General features: G+C 69.8%; 22 protein-coding genes. 9 read left to right on the forward strand and 13 right to left on the reverse strand.

Annotated features, from left to right (window positions below):
• The first annotated feature begins 71 nt into the window (after window positions 1–71).
• Complete coding sequence (locus H2041_RS00080) at window positions 72–1,307, forward strand: serine hydrolase (protein ID WP_293408130.1); 1,236 nt, start codon at window positions 72–74, stop codon at window positions 1,305–1,307.
• Between the two features lie 22 nt (window positions 1,308–1,329).
• On the opposite strand, the gene H2041_RS00085 is transcribed toward H2041_RS00080, so the two are convergent.
• A complete protein-coding gene (locus tag H2041_RS00085; RefSeq protein ID WP_293408132.1) occupies window positions 1,330–1,674 on the reverse strand; it encodes a hypothetical protein in 345 nt (114 codons plus the stop codon).
• Window positions 1,675–1,790: 116 nt separating this feature from the next.
• Between H2041_RS00085 and H2041_RS00090 the strand changes: the two genes are divergently transcribed.
• From H2041_RS00090 to H2041_RS00100, 3 genes are all read left to right on the forward strand, one after another.
• On the forward strand, window positions 1,791–2,411 hold the full coding sequence (locus H2041_RS00090) for a TIGR02466 family protein (protein WP_293408134.1): 621 nt from the start codon (window positions 1,791–1,793) through the stop codon (window positions 2,409–2,411).
• Between the two features lie 72 nt (window positions 2,412–2,483).
• A complete protein-coding gene (locus H2041_RS00095; RefSeq protein ID WP_293408136.1) occupies window positions 2,484–2,711 on the forward strand; it encodes a flagellar hook protein FlgE in 228 nt (75 codons plus the stop codon).
• 50 nt (window positions 2,712–2,761) lie between these two features.
• Window positions 2,762–3,583 (forward strand): RMD1 family protein, encoded by an 822-nt coding sequence (locus tag H2041_RS00100; RefSeq protein ID WP_293408138.1) that lies wholly within the window; start codon window positions 2,762–2,764, stop codon window positions 3,581–3,583.
• Window positions 3,584–3,588: 5 nt separating this feature from the next.
• Here H2041_RS00100 and H2041_RS00105 read toward each other — a convergent pair whose 3' ends face one another.
• Entirely contained in the window at window positions 3,589–3,789 is a 201-nt protein-coding gene (locus tag H2041_RS00105) for a DUF2905 domain-containing protein (RefSeq protein WP_293408140.1), read from the reverse strand.
• A gap of 100 nt (window positions 3,790–3,889) precedes the next feature.
• On the opposite strand from H2041_RS00105, the gene coaD reads away from it, so the two are divergent.
• Window positions 3,890–4,420 carry a pantetheine-phosphate adenylyltransferase gene (gene coaD, locus H2041_RS00110; protein ID WP_293408142.1) on the forward strand — a complete coding sequence of 177 codons (531 nt, stop codon included), beginning with the start codon at window positions 3,890–3,892 and terminating at the stop codon, window positions 4,418–4,420.
• Window positions 4,421–4,526: 106 nt separating this feature from the next.
• On the opposite strand, the gene rpoD is transcribed toward coaD, so the two are convergent.
• From rpoD to H2041_RS00140, 6 genes are all read right to left on the reverse strand, one after another.
• Window positions 4,527–6,452, reverse strand: coding sequence for an RNA polymerase sigma factor RpoD (gene rpoD, locus H2041_RS00115; RefSeq protein WP_293408144.1), 1,926 nt, complete (start codon window positions 6,450–6,452; stop codon window positions 4,527–4,529).
• A gap of 105 nt (window positions 6,453–6,557) precedes the next feature.
• Entirely contained in the window at window positions 6,558–8,444 is a 1,887-nt protein-coding gene (gene dnaG, locus H2041_RS00120) for a DNA primase (protein ID WP_293408146.1), read from the reverse strand.
• Between the two features lie 38 nt (window positions 8,445–8,482).
• On the reverse strand, window positions 8,483–9,364 hold the full coding sequence (gene sigJ / locus H2041_RS00125) for an RNA polymerase sigma factor SigJ (RefSeq protein WP_293408149.1): 882 nt from the start codon (window positions 9,362–9,364) through the stop codon (window positions 8,483–8,485).
• Window positions 9,361–9,912 (reverse strand): hypothetical protein, encoded by a 552-nt coding sequence (locus tag H2041_RS00130; protein ID WP_293408151.1) that lies wholly within the window; start codon window positions 9,910–9,912, stop codon window positions 9,361–9,363. The genes sigJ and H2041_RS00130 overlap by 4 nt, the downstream gene beginning before the upstream one ends.
• Window positions 9,913–10,302 (reverse strand): hypothetical protein, encoded by a 390-nt coding sequence (locus tag H2041_RS00135; protein WP_293408154.1) that lies wholly within the window; start codon window positions 10,300–10,302, stop codon window positions 9,913–9,915.
• Window positions 10,303–10,371: 69 nt separating this feature from the next.
• The gene (locus H2041_RS00140) at window positions 10,372–11,067 is read right to left on the reverse strand and encodes an HAD family hydrolase (RefSeq protein ID WP_293408156.1); all 696 of its coding nucleotides are present in this window, start codon (window positions 11,065–11,067) and stop codon (window positions 10,372–10,374) included.
• Window positions 11,068–11,243: 176 nt separating this feature from the next.
• Here H2041_RS00140 and H2041_RS00145 point away from each other — a divergent pair, with 176 nt between their 5' ends.
• Complete coding sequence (locus H2041_RS00145; RefSeq protein ID WP_293408158.1) at window positions 11,244–12,389, forward strand: response regulator; 1,146 nt, start codon at window positions 11,244–11,246, stop codon at window positions 12,387–12,389.
• Here H2041_RS00145 and H2041_RS00150 read toward each other — a convergent pair.
• Entirely contained in the window at window positions 12,386–12,631 is a 246-nt protein-coding gene (locus H2041_RS00150) for a DUF1272 domain-containing protein (protein WP_293408160.1), read from the reverse strand. The genes H2041_RS00145 and H2041_RS00150 overlap by 4 nt on opposite strands.
• Before the next feature lie 11 nt (window positions 12,632–12,642).
• Complete coding sequence (locus H2041_RS00155) at window positions 12,643–13,083, reverse strand: DUF1330 domain-containing protein (protein WP_293408163.1); 441 nt, start codon at window positions 13,081–13,083, stop codon at window positions 12,643–12,645.
• A gap of 179 nt (window positions 13,084–13,262) precedes the next feature.
• Here H2041_RS00155 and carA point away from each other — a divergent pair, with 179 nt between their 5' ends.
• Entirely contained in the window at window positions 13,263–14,432 is a 1,170-nt protein-coding gene (carA, locus tag H2041_RS00160) for a glutamine-hydrolyzing carbamoyl-phosphate synthase small subunit (RefSeq protein WP_293408165.1), read from the forward strand.
• A 46-nt stretch (window positions 14,433–14,478) separates the two neighbouring features.
• On the opposite strand, the gene H2041_RS00165 is transcribed toward carA, so the two are convergent.
• From H2041_RS00165 to H2041_RS00175, 3 genes are all read right to left on the reverse strand, one after another.
• Window positions 14,479–15,213, reverse strand: coding sequence for an anti-sigma factor (locus H2041_RS00165; RefSeq protein WP_293408167.1), 735 nt, complete (start codon window positions 15,211–15,213; stop codon window positions 14,479–14,481).
• Window positions 15,210–15,761, reverse strand: coding sequence for a sigma-70 family RNA polymerase sigma factor (locus H2041_RS00170; protein ID WP_293408169.1), 552 nt, complete (start codon window positions 15,759–15,761; stop codon window positions 15,210–15,212). Before H2041_RS00170 ends, H2041_RS00165 begins: the two co-directional genes overlap by 4 nt.
• 136 nt (window positions 15,762–15,897) lie before the next feature.
• Window positions 15,898–16,317, reverse strand: coding sequence for a cupin domain-containing protein (locus tag H2041_RS00175; protein ID WP_293408171.1), 420 nt, complete (start codon window positions 16,315–16,317; stop codon window positions 15,898–15,900).
• Window positions 16,318–16,659: 342 nt separating this feature from the next.
• Between H2041_RS00175 and H2041_RS00180 the strand changes: the two genes are divergently transcribed.
• Together H2041_RS00180 and carB are read left to right on the forward strand one after the other, a co-directional pair.
• Window positions 16,660–16,866, forward strand: coding sequence for a cold-shock protein (locus tag H2041_RS00180; protein ID WP_293408173.1), 207 nt, complete (start codon window positions 16,660–16,662; stop codon window positions 16,864–16,866).
• Window positions 16,867–17,068: 202 nt separating this feature from the next.
• Complete coding sequence (carB, locus tag H2041_RS00185) at window positions 17,069–20,371, forward strand: carbamoyl-phosphate synthase large subunit (RefSeq protein WP_293408176.1); 3,303 nt, start codon at window positions 17,069–17,071, stop codon at window positions 20,369–20,371.
• Window positions 20,372–20,624 lie beyond the last annotated feature (253 nt).

The following is a 20,624-nucleotide window of genomic DNA, read 5'->3' on the forward strand; positions in this document are numbered from 1 at the left end:
CGGCGGCTTGACGAACAACGGCTGGCGCGGCGCTATGGCCGCCAATCAACAGGTACGAAGGGTTGGAACGTATGGACGGCGGATTTTCCTCATCGGGCCTGGAGGCCATCGGTCCGGCGCTGCTGGGCGTGGTGGACGCGGGCGACCTGTCGGGCTTCGTGACGCTGGTCTGGCGCAAGGGCGAGGTGGTCCAGGTCAATACGGTGGGCCATCGCGACGTCGCCTCGGGCAAGCCGATGACCCGCGACACCATCTTCCGCATCGCCTCCATGACCAAGCCGATCACCTCGGTGGCGGCGCTGATGCTGATGGAGGAAGGCAAGCTCCGGCTGGAGGACCCGATCACCCGCTGGGCGCCGGAATTCTCGGGCATGCAGGTGCTGAAGGCCGCGGACGGTCCGCTGGACCAGACGGTCCCGGCCGCCCGCGACATCACCATCGAAGACCTGATGACCCATCGCTCGGGCCTGGCCTACGGCTTCACCTCCGTCGGGCCGATCGGCGAGGCGCACGAGAAGGCCCTGGGGCCGGCGCTCGGCACGCCGCTTTCGCCGGACGAGTGGATGAAGAAGCTGGGCGAACTGCCGCTGTCCTATCAGCCGGGCGAGCGCTTCCACTACAGCCACGCCACCGACGTCCTCGGCTTCATCGTCGGCCGCATCGAAGGCAAGCCGCTCGGAGACGTGCTCCAGGAGCGGATCTTCGGCCCGCTCGGCATGGTCGACACGGCCTTCCACGTGCCGCCGGAGAAGCTGGACCGGGCCGCCAAGCTCTATCGGATCAATCCCGAGACCGATGCGCTCGAGGAAGTCCCCTTCCCCTACTATCAGGCTCCGCCGGCCTTCGCCGCGGGCGGCGGCGGGCTGGTCTCGACGGCCGACGACTATCTGAAGTTCGCCCGCCTGATGCTTGGCGGCGGCGAACTGGAGGGCGTGCGGCTGCTCAAGCCGGAGACGCTGGCCATGATGACGCAGAACCGGCTGACGCCGGAGCAGCGGGCCATCCCCTTCATGGGCATCCCCTTCTGGCTGGGCCAGGGCTTCGGCCTGGGCGTCTCGGTGATCACCGATCCGGAGAAACAGGCCTGGATGGGCGCCGGCAACGAAGGCGCCTTCGGCTGGCCCGGCGCCTTCGGCACCTGGTGGCAGGCCGACCCCAAGGCCGACCTGGTTCTCATCTATCTGATCCAGAACTCTATGCCGCTCGGCCCCGAGGCGGCGGCGCAGCTGGCGACGGGCCAGCGCATGGGCGGGCGCGCCGCCCTGCCCGTGTTCCAAAAGATGGTCTACGGCGCCCTCTCGGGCTGAGGGCGCCGCAACCCCCCGGCGCCTAGCCGGCGCGCGGGGCCACGCAGATCGGCTTACCCTCGAAGGTGTCGCCGATGAGGCTGCCGTCGCGGGCGGCCTCGCGGCGCACGGCGTTGAGCGCCACGTTCTCCGGCGGCGCTTCCTGGCCCGGCTGGCAGACGGCGACCGACGTGCGGACGCCGGCCGGACAGGTGCAGATGTCCTCGCGCTGGTCGAGCCGGCCGCCCGACATCTTGCAGACGATCGGCAGGCGACCGCCGTTCACGTCGAGACAGATCTCGGTCTTGTCCGGCACGCCGATGCGGCTTTGGCCGGCGGTCTGCGCCTGGGCGGCGCCGGTGAAGGCGAGGGCCGCGAGCGCGGCCATGAGAGAGACGCTTTTTATCATACGAAATCCTCCAGATCGCCCATAAGCCGCGGAAATACGGCGACTTTCAGACAGGCCATTTCTTCGGGCCGGCAGATGGGGTAAGCGGCGCCATCATGAGCCTGCGCCCCCTCTTCATCACTGAGATCTATCAAGCGAGCCTCGCCGAGGGGCGCGACTTCGCAGCGTTCAACGCCGAGCTGGAAGAGGCCGTCCTGATGCTCGCCGAGGAGGACGCCGCCGGTCGCGCCTGGTGCAAGGCCAACGCCTATGGCGGCTACACCTCCTACGCCTCCCTCGACGACCTGCCGCAGCGGGCGACCGTCTTCGCCGAACTGAAGACCAGGCTCGACCGCCACGCGCGGGCCTACGCCAAGGCCCTGCACATGGACTTGGGCGGCGGCCGCCTGCGGCTCGACAGCCTGTGGGTCAACCTGCTGAAGCCCGGCGCGGGCCACACCGGCCACATCCACCCGCACAGCGTCATCTCCGGCACCGTCTATGTGGCGGTCCCGCCGGGCGCCAGCGCCCTGAAGCTGGAGGATCCGCGCCTGCCGCTGATGATGGCCGCCCCGCCGCGCGAAGCCGACGCGCCGGAGAGCGCCCGCAGCTTCGTCTACCTGCAGCCGGACGCCGGCACGATCCTGATGTGGGAAAGCTGGCTGCGCCATGAGGTTCCGGCCAACGCCGCCAAGACGCCGCGGATCAGCATCAGCTTCAACTACGCCTGGCGGTAGGGAAGCCTTCACCACGTCCGTACGCGCGGGCTTAACCGCGGCGCCCCATGGTGCAGGTTCAGGAGACCCGCCATGGACCCGATCGTCACCGCCCAGTACGGCATGCTCGCCGCCACCCGCCGCTTCGAGGCCTCGGCCCAGCGTACGGCGACGATCGGCGTCGAAGGCTCGACCGCGAGCTACGAGCAGGAAGCCGTCGAGCAGATCAGCGCGAAGCACCAGTTCACCGCCCAGCTCGCCACCATCCGCACGGCCGACGCCATGTGGAAGGAGCTGATGGCGCTGCAGGAACGCCCCTGAGGCCGCCCGGGCCTTTCACCGCGCCGGCGTCTGTGATGCTCTAGGCGGCGATGGACTCGCCCGCCAAGACCCTGCCCCTGCCCCGTGAGGAGCCCTCCCTGACCGCGCGCGCCGTGGTTCTGGGGGAGAGGATCGACACGCTCGGCCTGGAGCGGCGCGACGCGCTCTCCACCGCCCCCCTCTCCTTCCGCGTGGCGGACGGCCTGGTGGTCGTGTTCCGCTACGGGGTGGTCGTTCTGATCGGGCTCGACCCGATCACCGAGGACGACGTGATCCGGGGCATCCTGCCCCGCGTTCACGGCCAGCACGAGGCGCGCGAGGAGGAGACGATCCAGGTCGCCGCCGGCGAAGGCGCCAGCGAGGGCGTGGAGGCCGACGGCGTGGTGCGCATCGGCGCGCTCACCCCCGACAAGCTGCTGGTGGTCGCCGACGCCGTGGCCAAGAGCGCGGCGCTGGAGCAGGACGAGCGGCAGGTCGCCAAGGTGTTCGACACCATCGAGCCCTGGGCGCGGAAGCTGTCGGACACCGGCAAGCGCCCGGGCGGCCGGCGCGACATGATCCGGCTGATCGGCGCTTCGCTGCTGGTGCAGCACCGGGTGGCCGAGCGGGTGGCGGTGCGCGAGAAGCCCGACATCCTGTGGGACCGCCCGGACCTGGAGCGCCTCTACGCCCGGCTGGAGGACGAGTACGAGCTGGTCGAGCGGGCCGAGACGCTGGGGCGCAAGCTCGACCTGATCGGCGAGACGGCGACGGTGATGACCGACCTGATCGACACCGAACGCTCCCTGCGCCTGGAGGCGATCATCGTCATCCTGATCCTGGCCGAGATCTTCCTCACCCTCTTCCAGATGGCGCGCGGGATCGCGCACTAGGCGCCCTATCGCCGGAAAATCCAGAAGATCAGGGTCAGCACCGCGCTCGCCAGCAGGCTGGTGACGATGGGAAAGTAGAAGGTGAAGCCCGGCCGGCGCACCACGATGTCGCCGGGAAGCTGGCCGAGGCCCAGGCGCGAGAGCCAGGGCCAGAGCAGGCCGGCGAGCACCAGCACGACGCCCGCGATGATGAGGATCCGCGCCATGGCGGAAAGATAGGTCTTCGTCCGGCTCCGCGCATCCTCTCTTGCCTCGCGCCGCGCGGCGTCGGAGGGTCGGTCAACGCCCCGTGGGAGACCCCGAAGGATGCCGCTGAGCAAGGCCGGCCGGACCAAGGCGCTCTATGCCGGATCGTTCGATCCCGTGACCCGCGGCCACCTGGACATCATCCGCAAGGCCCTGATGACCTTCGACTCCGTCCACGTGGCGGTGGGGACGAACGTGCGCAAGCAGCGGATGTTCAGCGTCGAGCAGAGCACAGACCTGATCCGGCGCTCGCTGCTGGACCTGTGGCCGGAGGCCGAGGCGATCCTGGGCGAGTCGCTGGAGGTCGGGGAATATGCGCGCCAGAGCCTGGTGCGCTACGCCCGCGCCATCGGCGCCACCCACATCGTGCGCGGCCTGCGCGAGGCCACCAACTTCCACGAGGAGTTCAACCTGCACGGCCTGGCCGAGCGACTCGACGCCTCGATCCCCATGGTCCACTTCATCTGCGACGCCCAGTTCCTGCACGTCTCGTCCAGCACGGCCAAGGAGCTGGAGTCGGTGGGCGAGGAGATCGACTGGCTGGTGACGCCGTCCGTGGAGGCGGCCTTCCGCGCCCGGCGGAGGAGCTAGTCTCCCCTCACCCTTGCGGGGAGGAGCTCTCCCACGAGGGCCCAACCCCAAACGAAAAACCCCGCCGTCGCCGGCGGGGTCCTCGTCGTTCGGATGGCGACAGCGCCTAGCTGTCCAGGAAGCTGCGCAGCTTGCGCGACCGGCTGGGGTGCTTGAGCTTGCGCAGGGCCTTGGCCTCGATCTGGCGGATCCGCTCGCGGGTGACGCTGAACTGCTGGCCGACCTCCTCGAGGGTGTGGTCGGTGTTCATGCCGATGCCGAAGCGCATGCGCAGCACGCGCTCCTCCCGCGGAGTCAGCGAGGCGAGCACGCGGGTGGTGGTCTCGCGCAGGTTCGACTGAATGGCCGCGTCGATGGGCAGGACGGCGTTCTTGTCCTCGATGAAGTCGCCCAGGTGCGAATCCTCCTCGTCCCCGATGGGGGTTTCGAGGGAGATCGGCTCCTTGGCGATCTTCAGGACCTTGCGCACCTTTTCCAGCGGCATGGCCAGCTTCTCGGCCAGCTCCTCCGGCGTCGGCTCGCGGCCGATCTCGTGCAGCATCTGGCGCGAGGTGCGGACGATCTTGTTGATCGTCTCGATCATGTGCACCGGGATGCGGATGGTGCGCGCCTGGTCGGCGATCGAGCGGGTGATGGCCTGCCGGATCCACCAGGTGGCGTAGGTCGAGAACTTGTAGCCGCGGCGGTACTCGAACTTGTCGACCGCCTTCATCAGGCCGATGTTGCCCTCCTGGATCAGGTCCAGGAACTGCAGGCCGCGGTTGGTGTACTTCTTGGCGATGGAGATCACGAGGCGCAGGTTCGCCTCCACCATCTCCTTCTTGGCCTGCCGGGCCTCGCGCTCGCCCTTCTGCACCGTCTGCACGATGCGGCGATAGTCGTCGATGGCCACGCCGGTCTCGGTGGCGAGCGCGGCGATCTCGGTGCGGATCTCGGCGATCTGCCCGGCGTCGTTCTCCACGAACTTGGTCCAGCGGACGCCCAGGTCCTTGACCTTGTCGCCCCAGTTCGGATCGAGCTCGGAGCCGAAATAAGCCTTCAGGAACTCCGCCCGGCTGATGCCGTAGGAGTCGGCCAGGCGCAGCAGGCGGCCTTCCAGGCCCATCAGGCGCTTGTTGATCGCATAGAGCTGCTCGACGAGCGCCTCGATGCGGTTGTTGTTCAGCTTCAGCGTCTTGAGGTGCTGGACGATGGTGTTCGTCGCCGCCTCGAAAGCCTTGCGGTCGGCGTCGCCCAGGTCTTCGCCGGCCAGCTTGCGGGCGACCAGCTTCTCCTGCAGGCGGCGGAAGGCGTCGAATTCGCCGGCGATGGCGTCCAGCGTCTCCATGACGCCCTCGCGCAGCTCGGCTTCCATCGCGCTGATGGTCGGGCCGGCGCCGTCGTCGAAATCGTCGTCGTCGTCCTCGCCTTCGCCCTCGGCCTTGGCCTCGCCGCCGGCGTCGCTGTCGGACTTGGCCTCGGGGGTTTCCTCAGCGCCGGCGTTCTGGCCGCCATAGGTCTGCTCGAGGTCGATCACCTCGCGCAGCAGGATGCGGCCCGAGGCCAGCTCCTCGCGCCAGACCATGATGGCTTCGAAGGTCAGGGCGCTTTCGCACAGCCCGCGGATCATGGTGTCGCGGCCGGCCTCGATGCGCTTGGCGATGGCGATCTCGCCCTCGCGCGAGAGCAGCTCCACCGAACCCATCTCGCGCAGGTACATGCGCACGGGGTCGTCGGTGCGGTCGTAGGCCGGCTCCTTGGTCGTCTCGACGACGGCCGTCTCCTCGCGGACCGCGACCTCGCCGCCCTCGGCGTCCTCTTCGGCCTCGACGACGTTGACGCCCATCTCCGACAGCATGGCCAGCGTGTCTTCGATGGCCTCGGAGGTCACCTCTTCAGACGGCAGGACCTTGTTCAGCTCGTCCATGGTGACGTAGCCGCGGGTCTTGGCCTGCTTGATGAACTTCTTGACCGCGGCGTCCGTCAGGTCGAGCAGCGGACCGTCGCTGGTTTGGGCTTCGGTCGTTTCCGCTTCGGCCGTGTTGGTGCTCATCGAATTCTCCGGTTCGGCTCGCCTCTGCGCATGCAAAGGACGGGCCGACTATGACTAACAAGGACGATTTCCGAGGGTCGTTGTCCTAACGACCCGCGCGCCGCCCTAATCGTTCCACTCTCTGGTCGCGCGTCTGAGTGCGTCGCGCTCCCCCTTGAGACGCTCGAAGGCCTCCATATCGGATCGCTCACGAAGGTTGCCCTTCGCGGCGTCGATGGCCCGATCGAGCGCCGCCAACCGAGACAGGCTGGCGAAGGCTTGCGACCACTGCGAATACGCGACTTCGAGGGAGACATCCGGTTTCAGGAAGGGCGCGCCCGATGTCGCGGCGGCCCGGTCGATGTCTTTCAGCAGCGCGTTAAACCCGCACGACGCCAGATGGCGCGTCAGGCTGTCCGAGTCAAGATGGTCCGCCTCAAGTCGCAGGCGAATGATTTCCTTGACCAATTCACAGAGCCCCGGTTCGCCGAAACCTTCGGTGGCGAAGGAGTCCTCCAGGTGGTCGTCCAGCACCTGGGGGTGAGCGACCGCATAGGCCGCGAGCGCCGCGGGCGCCGGGTCGACCCCATTGGCCAGGCGACCGGCGGCGGCCTTGCCAAGCGGCGTCGAGGGCGCAGGCTCGCTCCAGGCGTCGGCCGCGCCCCGCCACCGGCCGCGCCGCGACCCCGGACGCCATCCGCCGCCCTCCGGGCCCTGGTGAGGGGGCGGCTCACGGCGGAACAGGGCGTCGAAACGCTCCAGCAGGTCCTGGCGATAGGCCTGCTGAAGGTCCTTGTCGGCGATGGTTGCGGCGGCATGCCGCAGGCGGGCCTTCAGTCCCGCCCGCCGCTCGGGCGTGTCCAGCGTCTCGGCGGCCTTTTCGCGGTCGAACAGCGCCTGGACGAAAGGGGTGGTCCTGGAGATCTGCTGCCGCAGGGCCGCGGCGCCCTGCTCGCGCAGGACGTCGTCTGGATCCTTGCCGCCCTCGACGATGGAAAACTGGAAGCTGCGGCCCGGCTTCAGCAGCGGCAGGGCGCGGTCCATGGCCCGCGAGGCCGCCTGCTGGCCGGCGCGGTCGCCGTCGAAGCACAGGGTCGGCTCGGGATGCAGCCGCCACAGGAGCTCCATCTGCTCTTCGGTGAGCGCCGTGCCCAGCGGGGCGACCGCGGCGATCCCGGCCCGGTGACAGGCGATGGCGTCCATGTAGCCTTCCACCACCACCAGCGGCGGATCCTCCCCCGAGGGCGCGGCGCCGAGGATCTTCCGCGCCTCGCCCAGGCCGTAGAGGACGTGCCCCTTGTGGAAGAGCGAGGTCTCCGGCCCGTTCAGGTACTTGGCGCGAGCCTTCGGGTCCATCGCCCGTCCGCCGAACGAGACCACCCGCCCCCGCGCATCGGCGATCGGGAAGATGATGCGGTCGCGGAACCGGTCATAGGGGGCGCCGCCGTCCTCCGGCGCGATGAGCAGGCCGGCCTCGACCAGTTCGGGCGGCCGCGCGCCCTTGGCCACCAGATAATCCTTCAGCGCCGTGCGACCGCCAGGCGCGAAGCCCAGGCGGAAGCGGCTCCACTCCTTCTCCGGCAGGCCGCGGCGCTCCAGATAGTCCCGCGCGTCGCGGCCCGCGGGCCGGCGCAGCTCGCCTTCGAACCAGGCCGCCGCCGCCTCCAGCCAGTCGGCCAGGCCCTGCCGCACCTTCTCGCGTTCCGCCGCGTGCGGATCAGGCGCCGGCATGGGCACCCCCGCCTCCGCCGCCAGGCGCTCGACCGCCTCCATGAAGGAGAGCCGCTCGGTCTCCTGCAGGAAGGTGATCAGGTCCCCGTTCTTGCCGGAGGAGAAATCGAAGAACTGGCCCTTGTCGTCATTGACGTAAAAGGAGGGCGTCCGCTCCTTGGTGAAGGGCGACAGGCCCACGAACTCGCGCCCCTGCCGGCGCAGCTTCACCGTCCGCCCGATCACGTCCGATGGGCGCAGGCGCGACTTGATCTCGTCCAGGAAGCGTTCGTCGATCCGCACGCCCGACATATGCGCCAGGGCGCGGGCGGCGTCACCCTTCAGCGGCGAAGGTGCGCCAGCTTGTCCGGGTTCCGCATGATGTAGATGGCCGACAGCCGCCCCCCCGCGCCCGGCTGGAAGGCGATGGTCATGGGGCCGTCGTCCGGCTCGAGGATCAGGCCCGGCAGTCCGTTGATGCGCACGGCGCGGTAGCGCAACGGGCCGGCGCTGGACGTCGGCCAGGCGCGGCCCCGCCAGGCCAGTCCCGTGAGCATGGCGACGATGTCGTCCGGGCCCACCAGCGGGCGCAGGGCGGCGCTGCGCCGGCCGCCCCCGTCGGTGACCATCACCGCATCCTCGGCCAGCAGGTCGCGCAGGCTGGCCATGTCGCCCTTGGCCGCCGCGGCCATGAAGGCGTTGGCGAGGCGCACTGCGGCCTGCTGATCGACCGTGAAGCGGGGCTTGGCCGCCTGCAGATGGGCCCTCGCCCGGCTGGCGAGCTGGCGCACCGCCGCCTCGCTGCGGTCCAGCGTTCGGGCCACGGCGGCATAATCCTCGTCGAACACCTCGTGCAGCAGGAAGACGGCCCGCTCCAGCGGCGACAGGCGCTCCAGCGCCAGGAGGAAGGCGACGGAGACGTCTTCCGCCCGCTCCACCGGATCTGTCGTCGGCTCCTCGATCAGCGGCTCCGGCAGCCACGGGCCTCGGTAGGCCTCGCGCCGCACCTTGGCCGCGCGCAGGCGGTCCAGGCAGAGCCGGCTCGTGGTCCGCACCAGCCAGGCGGCGGGATCATCGACCGCCTCCCCTGCCCCGCTCCAGCGGATCCAGGCGTCCTGGACCACGTCCTCGGCCTCGGCCACCGAGCCGAGCATGCGATAGGCGAGCCGCTGCAGACGCGGGCGTTCGGCCTCGAAGGCGGCCAGATCGGGCGACGGCGTCACAGAATCCCCCCTCTTGGCGTCGGCGCGAACGGTTCGCCGCCCACGACCACGCGCGTACAGGTCCTTCCGTAACCCAGCGCATATTTCAACGTCGGATAGAGACGGGCGGCCGTCAGCGCGAGCGCGATGGCGGCGAGCCCCCGCTCGCCCCAGAGCCCGACGATCTCCTCCCGCAGCGGGTCCGTCGTCGCCAGGTCCCGATCGAGGCTCGCCCGTGCAAAGCGCCACCCGATCGCGGCCTCCCGGCCCATGCCTTCGGGGTTCCCGTCCAGGATCGCCCGCAGCACCTCCGGGGCGAGCCCGGCGGCGAGCGCCTTGTCCACGACGATCTGAACGCAGGGGCCGCAGTCCTCGGAGAGGGTGGCGGCGATCTCCGCCGCCGCCACGGCGCCAAGCGGCGCGCCGTCCCGCGGCGCCATTCCGCTCACCAGGCCGAACTTCAGGACGCTGACGGGATTGGCCGCCAGCAGGCGACGCAGATAGCTGGCGTCGTACGACCAGGTGCGTTCGAAGCGGTCGAGCTGGCGGCCAAGAAGGGTCTTCAGCATTCAGGCCTCCCGGGCGGCGCGAACCGCCAGCAGCGCCGCCACCAGCGCCGGCCCGAACACGCCCGGCAGGTCGCCGGCGAGGTCCGCCAAGGTCGAACGGCCGCAGAGCGTGTCGAACAGGTGGACGCCGCCATGCAGGATCAGGAACCCTGCGGCCGCCCACAAGGCCGGCCAGGCCCGCGGCCGCCTAGCGAAGACCAGGAGCGCCGCGCCGGAGACCAGATAGGCCGCGCCCACATCGCGCACGAAATGGCTGTTGAAGGGGCCGGTCTTCACCACCCCAGGCACGGCCTCGTACCAGGCGAAAGGCGCGCCCAGCATGGCGAGGCCGTTCACGGCGAGGCCAAGCCCCAGAAGGCCGCTGACCAGACTTTCCCAATGTCGCACCATCCCGGCGCCTCCCTCGTTACGTGGCCAGGACGCGCGAGGACGGCGGCGTGTGACACGACCGGCCGCTTTTCAGCTCACCTTATCGAGCCAGTCCGGCAGTTCGGAGATGCTGGAGAGCTCGGCGAACCGGGGATGGCCCTCCGGCGCGTCGGCCATTTCGTGGGCCCAGGTCACCGCATAGGGGACGTGGGCGGCCCAGGCGCCCGCCTCCAGCGCCGGCAGGATGTCGGAGCGCAGGGAGTTGCCGCACATGGCGGCCTGGGCGGCGCCGGTTCCGTGGCGGCGGAACACCCCCTCATAGGTCGAGGCGTCCTTCTCGCTGACGATCTCCACGGCCACGAACAGATCGCCCAGGCCGGACGCCGCCAGCTTCTGCTCCTGGTGCAGGAGGTCGCCCTTGGTGATCAGGATCAGCCGGTAGCGCTTCGAGAGCGCGGCCAGGGCGTCCTCCACGCCGGGCAGCGGCTCCACCGGCTCGGTGAGCATGGAGCGGCCGGCCGCGAGGATTTCGCGGATCACCCGCGGCGGCGCCTCGCCGCCGGTCAGCTCCATGGCGGTCTCGATCATCGAGAGGGTGAAGCCCTTCACCCCATAGCCATAGAGGCGCAGGTTCCGCTTCTCCGTCTCGGCGAGCTTCGTCTCCAGGGTCGCCTGATCGGCGACGTCGGACAGAAGATCGAAGAACCGCGCCTGGGTCAGCCGGAACAGGGTTTCGTTGTGCCAGAGGGTGTCGTCGGCGTCCAAGCCGACCGTGGTGATGGTCATGGCCGCCTCATATCGCCCGCGAGGCGGTTTGCGAACCGCCCGTGTCCAGACAGCAGGCGCCGGAGCGCTCACGCAACGAGCAACCCCAGGGCGAGATGCGACTTGATGCCCGTCGAAGGAATTCCGCAACACATGACGAGTCTCACTTCGGCGCCGGAGAGCGTTGGAGTTTGGGGATGGCGGGCACGGGACTGGAGGCTGTGGGGCGGGCGGTCGTGCGCGTGCTCGACCGGTGGGTCGGCGGCGGCGTCCTGCGTCGGGCCGAGGGCGAGGCCGAGCAGGCCCGGGACCGCCTGCAGGCCGCCATCGACGCCTTTCCCGAGGGCGTCGTCTTCCTGGACGCCGAGGGGCGTTACATCCTCTGGAACGCGCGCTACGCCGAGATCTACCACCGCTCCGCCGACCTCTTCGCCCCGGGCCGCAAGCTCGCCGAGACCTTGCGGATCGGCGTCGAGCGCGGCGACTACCCCGAGGCGGCCGGCCGGGAGGAGGCGTGGATCGCCGAACGCCTCGCCAAGCTGGAGAACCCCACGGGCGAGCGGCTGGAGCAGCAGCTCTCCGACGGGCGCTGGCTGATGGTGGAGGACAGGCGCACCGCCGACGGCGGACTGATCGGTCTGCGCGTCGACATCACCGAGATGAAGCGTCAGGCCCAGGAACTGGCGCAGGCCCTGGAGCGGGAGGCCGCCGCCAGCCGGGCCAAGAGCGAGTTCCTGGCCGACATGAGCCACGAGCTGCGCACGCCGCTGAACGGCGTCATGGGCCTGGCCCAGGCCCTGAGCGCGACGCCGCTCGACCCGGTCCAGAAGGGCGTGGTGGACGAGCTGATCGCCTCGGCGGCCCAGCTCGACGAGCTGGTCGGCGGTCTGCTGGCCTATGATCCCCTCACCGCCCCCCTCGCCGAGGCGAGCGCCGAGACGGTGGCCGAGGCCGCCGAGGCGCAGGGGCGCCTGCGCGTGCTCGTCGCCGACGACAACCCGACCAACCGCCGCGTGGTGGAGCTGATGCTGGACGCCGCGGGCGCCGAGGTGGTGAGCGTGGAGAACGGCGCCGAGGCGCTGGACGCCCTGCGCGCCGACGCCTTCGATCTCGTCCTCATGGACCTGCGCATGCCGGTGATGGACGGCTTCGAGGCCATCCGCGCCATCCGTCAGGGCGAGGCCCAGCGGCCGGACGGCCGGCTGCCGATCATCGTGCTGTCGGCCAATTCGGCGCCCGAGGACCGGGAGGCGAGCGCCGAGGCCGGCGCCGACCGTCACATCGCCAAGCCGATCCGCGCCGAGACCCTGTTCGGGGCCATTTCGGAGGTGCTGGGCGGCTAGGCTGCGCAGCCCGCATGCGCCTTGCGCACCCGCTCCGTCGAGGGCGGGTACTTGGCCAGCAGATGCGCCGGACGGATCGGCCGCGGGACGAAGCCGCCGCCGCAATTGGGGCAGGCGCCGCCGAGCCGGCTCTCCACGCAGTCGGCGCAGAAGGTGCATTCGAAGGTGCAGATGCGGGCCTGGTCGGAGTCCGGCGGCAGGTCGCGGTCGCAGCATTCGCAGTTCGGACGCAGGGCGAGCATGGCCAGGTCTCCTACTCGCCGAAGCCCTCGCCGGGCTCGGTGGGCGACATGCGGATCAGTCGGGAGTCGGCCACGCCGGCGGTGCGATGGGCGACCAGCTGCTGGTACTCCGGATCGCGCACCATGGAGATGAAGGCCTCCGCGTTCGGATAGGCGGCGATGAAGGCGATGTCCCAGGCCTCATCCTGCGGCCCGGTCAGAGTCACTTCCGGCTTTCCCACCCAGACCTGGGCGCCGCCGAGACGCTTGAAGATGTGGGCGGTGGTGCGGCCGTAGGCCTGATAGGCCTCGCGCCCCGTCATGCCCCTGCCGTGGTTGGGATGGCCTTCGGGATAGTCCGCCAGGGGCTTCAGGCGCACCAGGTTCAGCATGTGGACGGGCTGGTCCCGAGGCAGCGACTTGAAGAGCTCCCAGGCCTGGCGGTCGGGATCGATATGGCCGGACTGCGACATGGCGTCTCCCTCGTTCGTTTCCGCAAGGCTAGTCGAGGCGTCCGCGCCGGTCACCCGCCCGGTGAGGCGCATTGACCGCGGGAGATCGAGTCATTACCTACCCGGCCGTTTGGTCGGCGGGCGGGGTTCACCCTCGCCCGCCTTTTTGCGACCATAGCCCACCCGCAAAGGAGTCCCCCATGACGAGCCAACTTCTCTCCGGCGCGACCGGCGTGCTGGCCCTGGCCGACGGGACCGTCCTTCAGGGGATCGGCGTCGGCGCGACCGGCGACGCGGTGGGCGAGGTCTGCTTCAACACCGCCATGACGGGTTATCAGGAGATCCTGACGGACCCCTCGTACATGGCCCAGATCGTGGCCTTCACCTTCCCGCACATGGGCAATGTCGGGACCAATGTTCAGGACATCGAGCAGATGTCCGGCGCGGCCGAAACCGCCGCCCGCGGCGCCATCTTCCGCGACGTGCCGACCGCCCCGGCCAACTGGCGTTCCGACGCCGACCTGCAGACCTGGATGGCGCGGCGCAGCGTCATCGGGCTGGCGGGGGTCGACACCCGGGCGCTCACCCGCCGCATCCGCGAGCAGGGCATGCCGCACGGCGTCATCGCCCACGACCCCCAGGGCCGCTTCGACCTCGAAGACCTGATCGCCAAGGCCCGGCGCTGGACTGGCCTCGTCGGCCTGGACCTGGCCAAGGACGCCTCCTGCCTGCAGCCCTTCGTCTATGACGAGGGCCTGTGGAACTGGCCCGAGGGCTACGCCCAGCCTCTGCCGGAGCCGAAGTACAATGTCGTGGTCCTCGACTATGGCGTGAAGCGCAACATCCTGCGCGCGCTCACCAGCATCGGCGCGCGGGCCACCGTCCTGCCGGCCTCGACCAGCGCCGAGGACGTGCTGGCGCGCAATCCGGACGGCATCCTGCTGTCGAACGGGCCCGGCGATCCGGCCGCCACCGGCGCCTATGCGGTGCCGGAGATCCGCAAGCTGGTGGACAGCGACAAGCCGGTCTTCGGCATCTGCCTGGGTCATCAGATGCTGTCCCTGGCGCTGGGCGCCCGCACGGTGAAGATGGAGCAGGGCCACCACGGGGCCAACCACCCGGTGAAGGACCTGACCACCGGCAAGGTGGAGATCGTCTCCATGAACCACGGCTTCACGGTCGACCGCGACAGCCTGCCGGCGCCGGTGATGGAGACCCACGTGTCGCTGTTCGACGGCACCAACGCCGGCGTGGCTCTGAAGGACCGGCCGGTCTTCTCCGTCCAGCACCACCCGGAGGCGTCCCCGGGACCGACGGACTCGCTCTACCTGTTCGAGCGCTTCGCCGGCCACATGGACGCGGCGCGCTAGGCGGGGTCCGACGCGGCGGTTCGCCCGCCGCGTCAGAGCCTTCCCATCAGATCCGGCCGAGTTCGCCCACGGCGGCCACGGGGCCGCTCGGCCCCTGCTGCGTCGAGCCGCCCGGCGGCTCGACCGAGACGGCCAGTTCCGCGCCCTCGTGGGCCAGCTGCGACAGCGACCTGTCGAGCGCGACCGTGCGCACCGTCCCCGGCTCCACTGTGCCCAGCGAGCGCGGCACGCCGTCCTCCTCGGGGATCAGCCACAGCTCGTGGACGTGCAGCGGATCGGTCCCCGGCGGCACCAGCGAGGTGACGATCAGGGCCTGACGCACGGGATCGTAGGAGGCGACGAAGAGCGGCTGACCCGCCTCGGTGCTCAGATTGGCGTTCAGCAGCGGAGCCGGCGCCGGCGCCGGCTGGGTGATCACCTCCGGCGGACGGGCCCCGAAATAGATCGCGAGCGCCAGGCTGGCGGCGGCCAGCCCCATGGCGCCGACGGTGGCCGAGCGCCAGAAGGCCAGGCGGCGGCCGAAGGCGGCGGCCGGCGCATTGTCGTTGACCGGCAGGGCGCGTTCGATCCGCGGCCAGACCGCCGCCGAGGGCGTCACCGCGGGAATCTCCGCTCCCAGGGGCCCCAGGCGGACGCGCCAGGCGTCCACCTGCTGGGCGAAGGCGGGATCGGCGGCCATGCGCCGCTCCGCCGCAGCCCGCTCCGCCGCGGTCAGCACGCCAAGCGCATGTTCGGCCGCCAGGGCCTCGGGTTCGTTCAGTTCAGGACCTGTGTCGCTCATGGCTCCAGGCACCCTTTCAGCTTCATCAGCCCCCGCCGAATCCAGCTCTTCACCGTGCCGAGCGGCGTCTCCAGCCGCTTGGCGAGGGCTTCGTATGTGACGCCTTCGAAGAAGGCGGTGCGGATCGCGTGCTGCGTCCGCTCGTCCAGTTCGGCCAGGCACTGCTGCAGAGCGCTGACCTGTTCAGCCGACTCCAGCAGGGCCACGGCCTCCGGCGCCGGATCGGCGATCTCCAGCTCCTCCACCTGCTCGGCGTGAGCCAGCGGTCCGCGGGCGCGCAGCCGATCGATCGCCCGGTTCCGGGCGATGGTGGAGATCCAGGTCATCACGCTCGCCCGGCTCGCATCGAACCGGTCGGCGCGTCGCCAGATCGTGACATAGACCTCCTGCAGCACGTCCTCGCTCTCGTCCTTGTCCGAGAGGATACGTAGGCAGACGCCGAACAGCTTCGACGAGGTGGCCTGATAAAGTTGTCGCAGGGCGTCGCGATCGCCGGTGGCGATCTGGGACATCAGGATGGCGAGGTCGTCGGGTGTCGCGGCGGGCACGGGGACTCGTCAGTTGGCGCAGCGTCAGAATCTGCACGGCAAGCCTGCCCATGCGGCGCGTCGAGGGCAAGCCCGCGCCTCGAAGGCGCACGAACAGGACCGAGCGGCGAAGGGGCGCGCCGGCCGGTCCGGCGGCTCAGAGGCCCGCAGGCGCCTGTTCGATCAGGAGAACCTCGGCCGGTTCGGAGCCCATGGCCCTGCCCGTGTGCCACTGGCCGGCGGATTCGACGGCGAACTCGCCGGCGACCACTTCCTGTTCGGCGCCGGTGACCAGGTTCGACACCTGCAGACGGCCGGACTGGACGTAGATGTAGCGCAGGGCGGTGCGGGCGTTGTCGGGCAAGCTCTCGCCCGGGGCCAGGGTGGCGCGGACGACGGTCATGCGGACCTTTTCGCCCTGGGCGGGCTCGTCGTCCTGCGGCAGGGCCAGGCCCATGGCCGGGACGGCCGTGCTGGGCGGCGTCGGGAGGGTGGCCGCCGCCTGGGCGACGCCGGCGAAGGCGAGGCCGGGAATCGCAGCCGAAAGCGCGAAGGCGGCAAGAGTTAATTTTCTCATAATGATCCTCCCACATCCGCCGTAGCACGCGGCGGGCCAGTTTCGCCAACGCAAACTGGCGAGCGGAGTTCGTCTGGAAAGCGAACCGCGGGGGCTCCCCGCCGTGGGGCGCCGCCGCCCCAAAATGGGTCGCCCGCCTTCGGCGGCGGGGAGAAGCCGCGCGCGATTCAACTTGCGGCGCCCATGGATTTCGGCCAATCTTCGAGGGTCAATTTCGTAAGGGCACGGTCGACTTCTCCAGCCACCATCCGGCCCGGACACGCTCTCCCGCAGCTCAGCCCGATCTTGATCCCCCGCACGACTTCCTGCGGGCGGCCGACCTATCCAAGGACTCTACCCCCCATGTCTACCGGCACTGTTAAGTGGTTCAACGGCCAAAAGGGCTACGGCTTCATCAAACCCGATGACGGCGGCGCCGACGTCTTCGTGCACATCTCGGCCGTGGAACGCGCCGGCCTGCGCACCCTCAATGAGGGCGACAAGATCACCTACGACCTGGAGCGTGATCGCCGCAGCGGCAAGATGGCCGCTTCGAACCTTCAGGTCTAAGCTTTCGGGCTGGACTGTCAGAGGTTTTCGGAGGCCGGCGCGAAAGCGCCGGCCTCTTGCGTTTCCAGGCGCCCGTTAACCGCTGCGGCGCAGGAGGCGCTTGCGCGCCCCCGACTCCCCCACTAAACGGGCGCCTTAACCTGCATTCTGACTGGTGTCGGGCGCGCGACTGTGCGCGACCGTCCTTGCGCGCGGAAGAAACATGCCGAAACGCACCGACATCTCCTCCATCCTCATCATCGGCGCCGGCCCGATCGTCATCGGCCAGGCCTGCGAGTTCGACTATTCCGGCGTCCAGGCCTGCAAGGCGCTGCGCGCCGAGGGCTACCGGATCGTCCTGGTCAATTCGAACCCGGCCACGATCATGACCGACCCGGACGTGGCCGACGCCACCTATGTCGAGCCGATCACGCCGGAGATGGTCGAGAAGATCATCGCCAAGGAACGTCCCGACGCCCTCCTGCCCACCATGGGCGGCCAGACGGCGCTGAACACCGCCCTGGCCCTGGAGCGCATGGGCGTCCTGGAGAAGTACGGGGTCGAGATGATCGGCGCCCGGGCCGAGGTGATCGACAAGGCCGAGGACCGGCAGAAGTTCCGCGACGCCATGGACGCGCTGGGCCTCGAGAGCCCCCGCTCCAAGGCCGCCCACACCATGGACGAGGCGATGGAGGGCCTGGAGTTCGTCGGCCTGCCCGCCATCATCCGCCCCTCCTTCACCCTGGCCGGCACCGGCGGCGGCATCGCCTACAATGTGGAGGAGTTCCGGGAGATCGTGGAGCGCGGGCTCGACCTGTCGCCCACCACCGAGGTGCTGATCGAGGAAAGCGTCCTGGGCTGGAAGGAGTATGAGATGGAGGTCGTCCGCGACAAGGCGGACAACTGCATCATCGTCTGCTCCATCGAGAACGTGGACCCCATGGGCGTCCACACCGGCGACTCCATCACCGTCGCCCCGGCGCTCACCCTGACCGACAAGGAATACCAGCGCATGCGGGCGGCCTCGATCGCCGTCCTGCGCGAGATCGGGGTGGAGACCGGCGGCTCGAACGTGCAGTTCGCGGTCAATCCGGCCGACGGCCGGATGGTCGTCATCGAGATGAACCCGCGGGTGTCGCGATCCTCGGCGCTGGCCTCGAAGGCCACCGGCTTCCCCATCGCCAAGGTCGCCGCCCGCCTGGCCGTCGGCTACACCCTGGACGAGCTGATGAACGACATCACCGGGGCGACCCCGGCCTCGTTCGAGCCCAGCATCGACTATGTGGTCACCAAGATCCCGCGCTTCGCCTTCGAGAAGTATCCGGGTTCGGAGCCCCTGCTCTCCACCTCCATGAAGAGCGTCGGCGAGGTCATGGCCATCGGCCGCACCTTCGCCGAAAGCCTGCAGAAGGCCCTGCGCGGGCTGGAGACCGGCCTCACCGGCCTCGACGAGGTGGCCATCGAGAACGCCGAGGATCCGGAGATGGGCCATGCGGCCATCATCCGCGCGCTCGGCCAGCCGACGCCGGACCGCCTGCGGGTCATCGCCCAGGCCTTCCGCCACGGGCTGACGGTGGAGGAGGTCCAGGCGGCCTGTTCCTACGAGCCCTGGTTCCTGCGCCAGATCGAGACCCTCGTCCGCATGGAGGCCCAGGTGGCGCAGTCGGGCCTGCCGACCACCGCCGAGGCCTTCCGGACGCTCAAGGCGCACGGCTTCTCCGACGCGCGCCTGGCCAAGCTGAGCCACACCACCGAGGCCGAGGTGCGCGAGCAGCGCCGGGCGCTCGCCGTGCGGCCGGTCTTCAAGCGCATCGACACCTGCGCCGGCGAGTTCCGCGCCGAGACGCCGTACATGTACTCGACCTACGAGACGGGCGCCCTGGGCCAGGTCCCCGAGTGCGAGAGCGAGCCGTCCGAGGCCCGCAAGGCCATCATCCTGGGCGGCGGCCCCAACCGCATCGGCCAGGGGATCGAGTTCGACTACTGCTGCTGCCACGCCGCCTTCGCCCTGGCCGACATCGGGGTGGAGTCGATCATGGTCAACTGCAACCCCGAGACCGTCTCCACCGACTACGACACCTCCGACCGGCTCTACTTCGAGCCCCTGACGGCCGAGGACGTGCTGGAGCTGATCGAGGTCGAGCGTTCGCGCGGGACCCTGCTGGGCGTCATCGTCCAGTTCGGCGGCCAGACGCCGCTGAAGCTCGCCAAGCCGCTGGAGGATGCGGGCATCCCGATCCTGGGCACCAGCCCCGACGCGATCGACCTGGCCGAAGACCGCGAACGCTTCCAGCAGCTGCTGCACAAGCTGGACATCGCCCAGCCGGTCAACGCCATCGCCCGCTCCGACGAGGAGGCCTTCAAGGCCGCCCATGAGGTCGGCTATCCAGTGGTCATCCGCCCGTCCTACGTGCTGGGCGGCCGCGCCATGGAGATCGTCCGCGACGACGAGCAGCTGGCCCGCTACGTCCGCGACGCCGTGCAGGTCTCCGGCGACAGCCCCGTGCTGATCGACCAGTACCTGTCGCGCGCGACCGAGGTGGACATCGACGCCCTGTGCGACGGCGAGTCGGTGTTCGTGGCCGGGGTCATGGAGCATATCGAGGAGGCCGGGGTGCACTCGGGCGACAGCGCCTGCTCCCTGCCGCCTTTCTCGCTCAAGCCCGAAACCATCGAGGAGCTGAAGCGCCAGACCGAGGCCATGGCCCGGGCGCTGGACGTGCGCGGCCTGATGAACGTGCAGTTCGCCATCGAGGAGCCGCAGAGCGCCGCCCCGCGCATCTATGTGCTGGAGGTCAATCCGCGCGCCAGCCGCACCGTGCCCTTCGTGGCCAAGACCATCGGCCGGCCGCTGGCCTCCATCGCCGCGAAGGTGATGGCTGGACGCAAGCTGGCCGAATTCGATCTGGCCGAGGCGCCCTACGACCACGTGGCGGTGAAGGAAGCCGTCTTCCCCTTCGCCCGCTTCGCCGGGGTCGACACGGTGCTGGGCCCGGAGATGCGCTCGACCGGCGAGGTGATGGGCCTGGACTGGCGCCGCCCCGGCGAGCCCGACCCGCAGGCGGCGTTCGCGCGCGCCTTCGCCAAGAGCCAGCTGGGCGGCGGCACCGTCCTGCCGAAATCGGGCTGCGTCTTCGTCTCTGTCAAGGAGAGCGACAAGCCCTGGATCGTCGAGCCCGTGCGCCTGCTGCTGGAGCGGGGCTTCCGCGTGCTGGCCACCAGCGGCACCTGCGACTACCTGCGCGGTCAGGGGCTGGAGGTGCAGTCGGTCAAGAAGGTGCTGGAGGGGCGGCCGCACATCGTCGACGCCATGAAGAACGGCGAAGTGCAGCTCGTCTTCAACACCACGGAGGGCAAGCAGTCGCTCTCGGACTCCTTCGAGATCCGGCGCACGGCCCTGATGATGAAGACGCCATATTTCACCACCGCCGCCGGCGCCCTGGCCGCCGCCCAGGCGATCGTCGCCACGGCGGAGGACACGCTCGACGTGCGGCCCCTGCAGAGCTACGCCCGCGCCCAGCCCTAATACTTTTGTACATCGCGCTCAAAAATGACCGATTTTTGGTCGTTTTGACAAAACGGTGTTCGGATAATGTTTGACGCGCCCCCCGACCGGGCGCAGGCTTCCCGGAGTCGCCTGGCTTCGTCGGGCGCACGGGCGCTTACGGGCGGCCCACCATCGTAACCGCCCGCACGCGGCGTCTTCCCGTGACGCCTTCCGCAGTCCGGCGGCGGACCCAGCCACAAGAGCTGGGGCCCGCAACCCACAAGACTGTCAG

Source organism: Phenylobacterium sp. (assembly GCF_013911965.1).
Classification (GTDB): Bacteria; Pseudomonadota; Alphaproteobacteria; order Caulobacterales; family Caulobacteraceae; genus Phenylobacterium.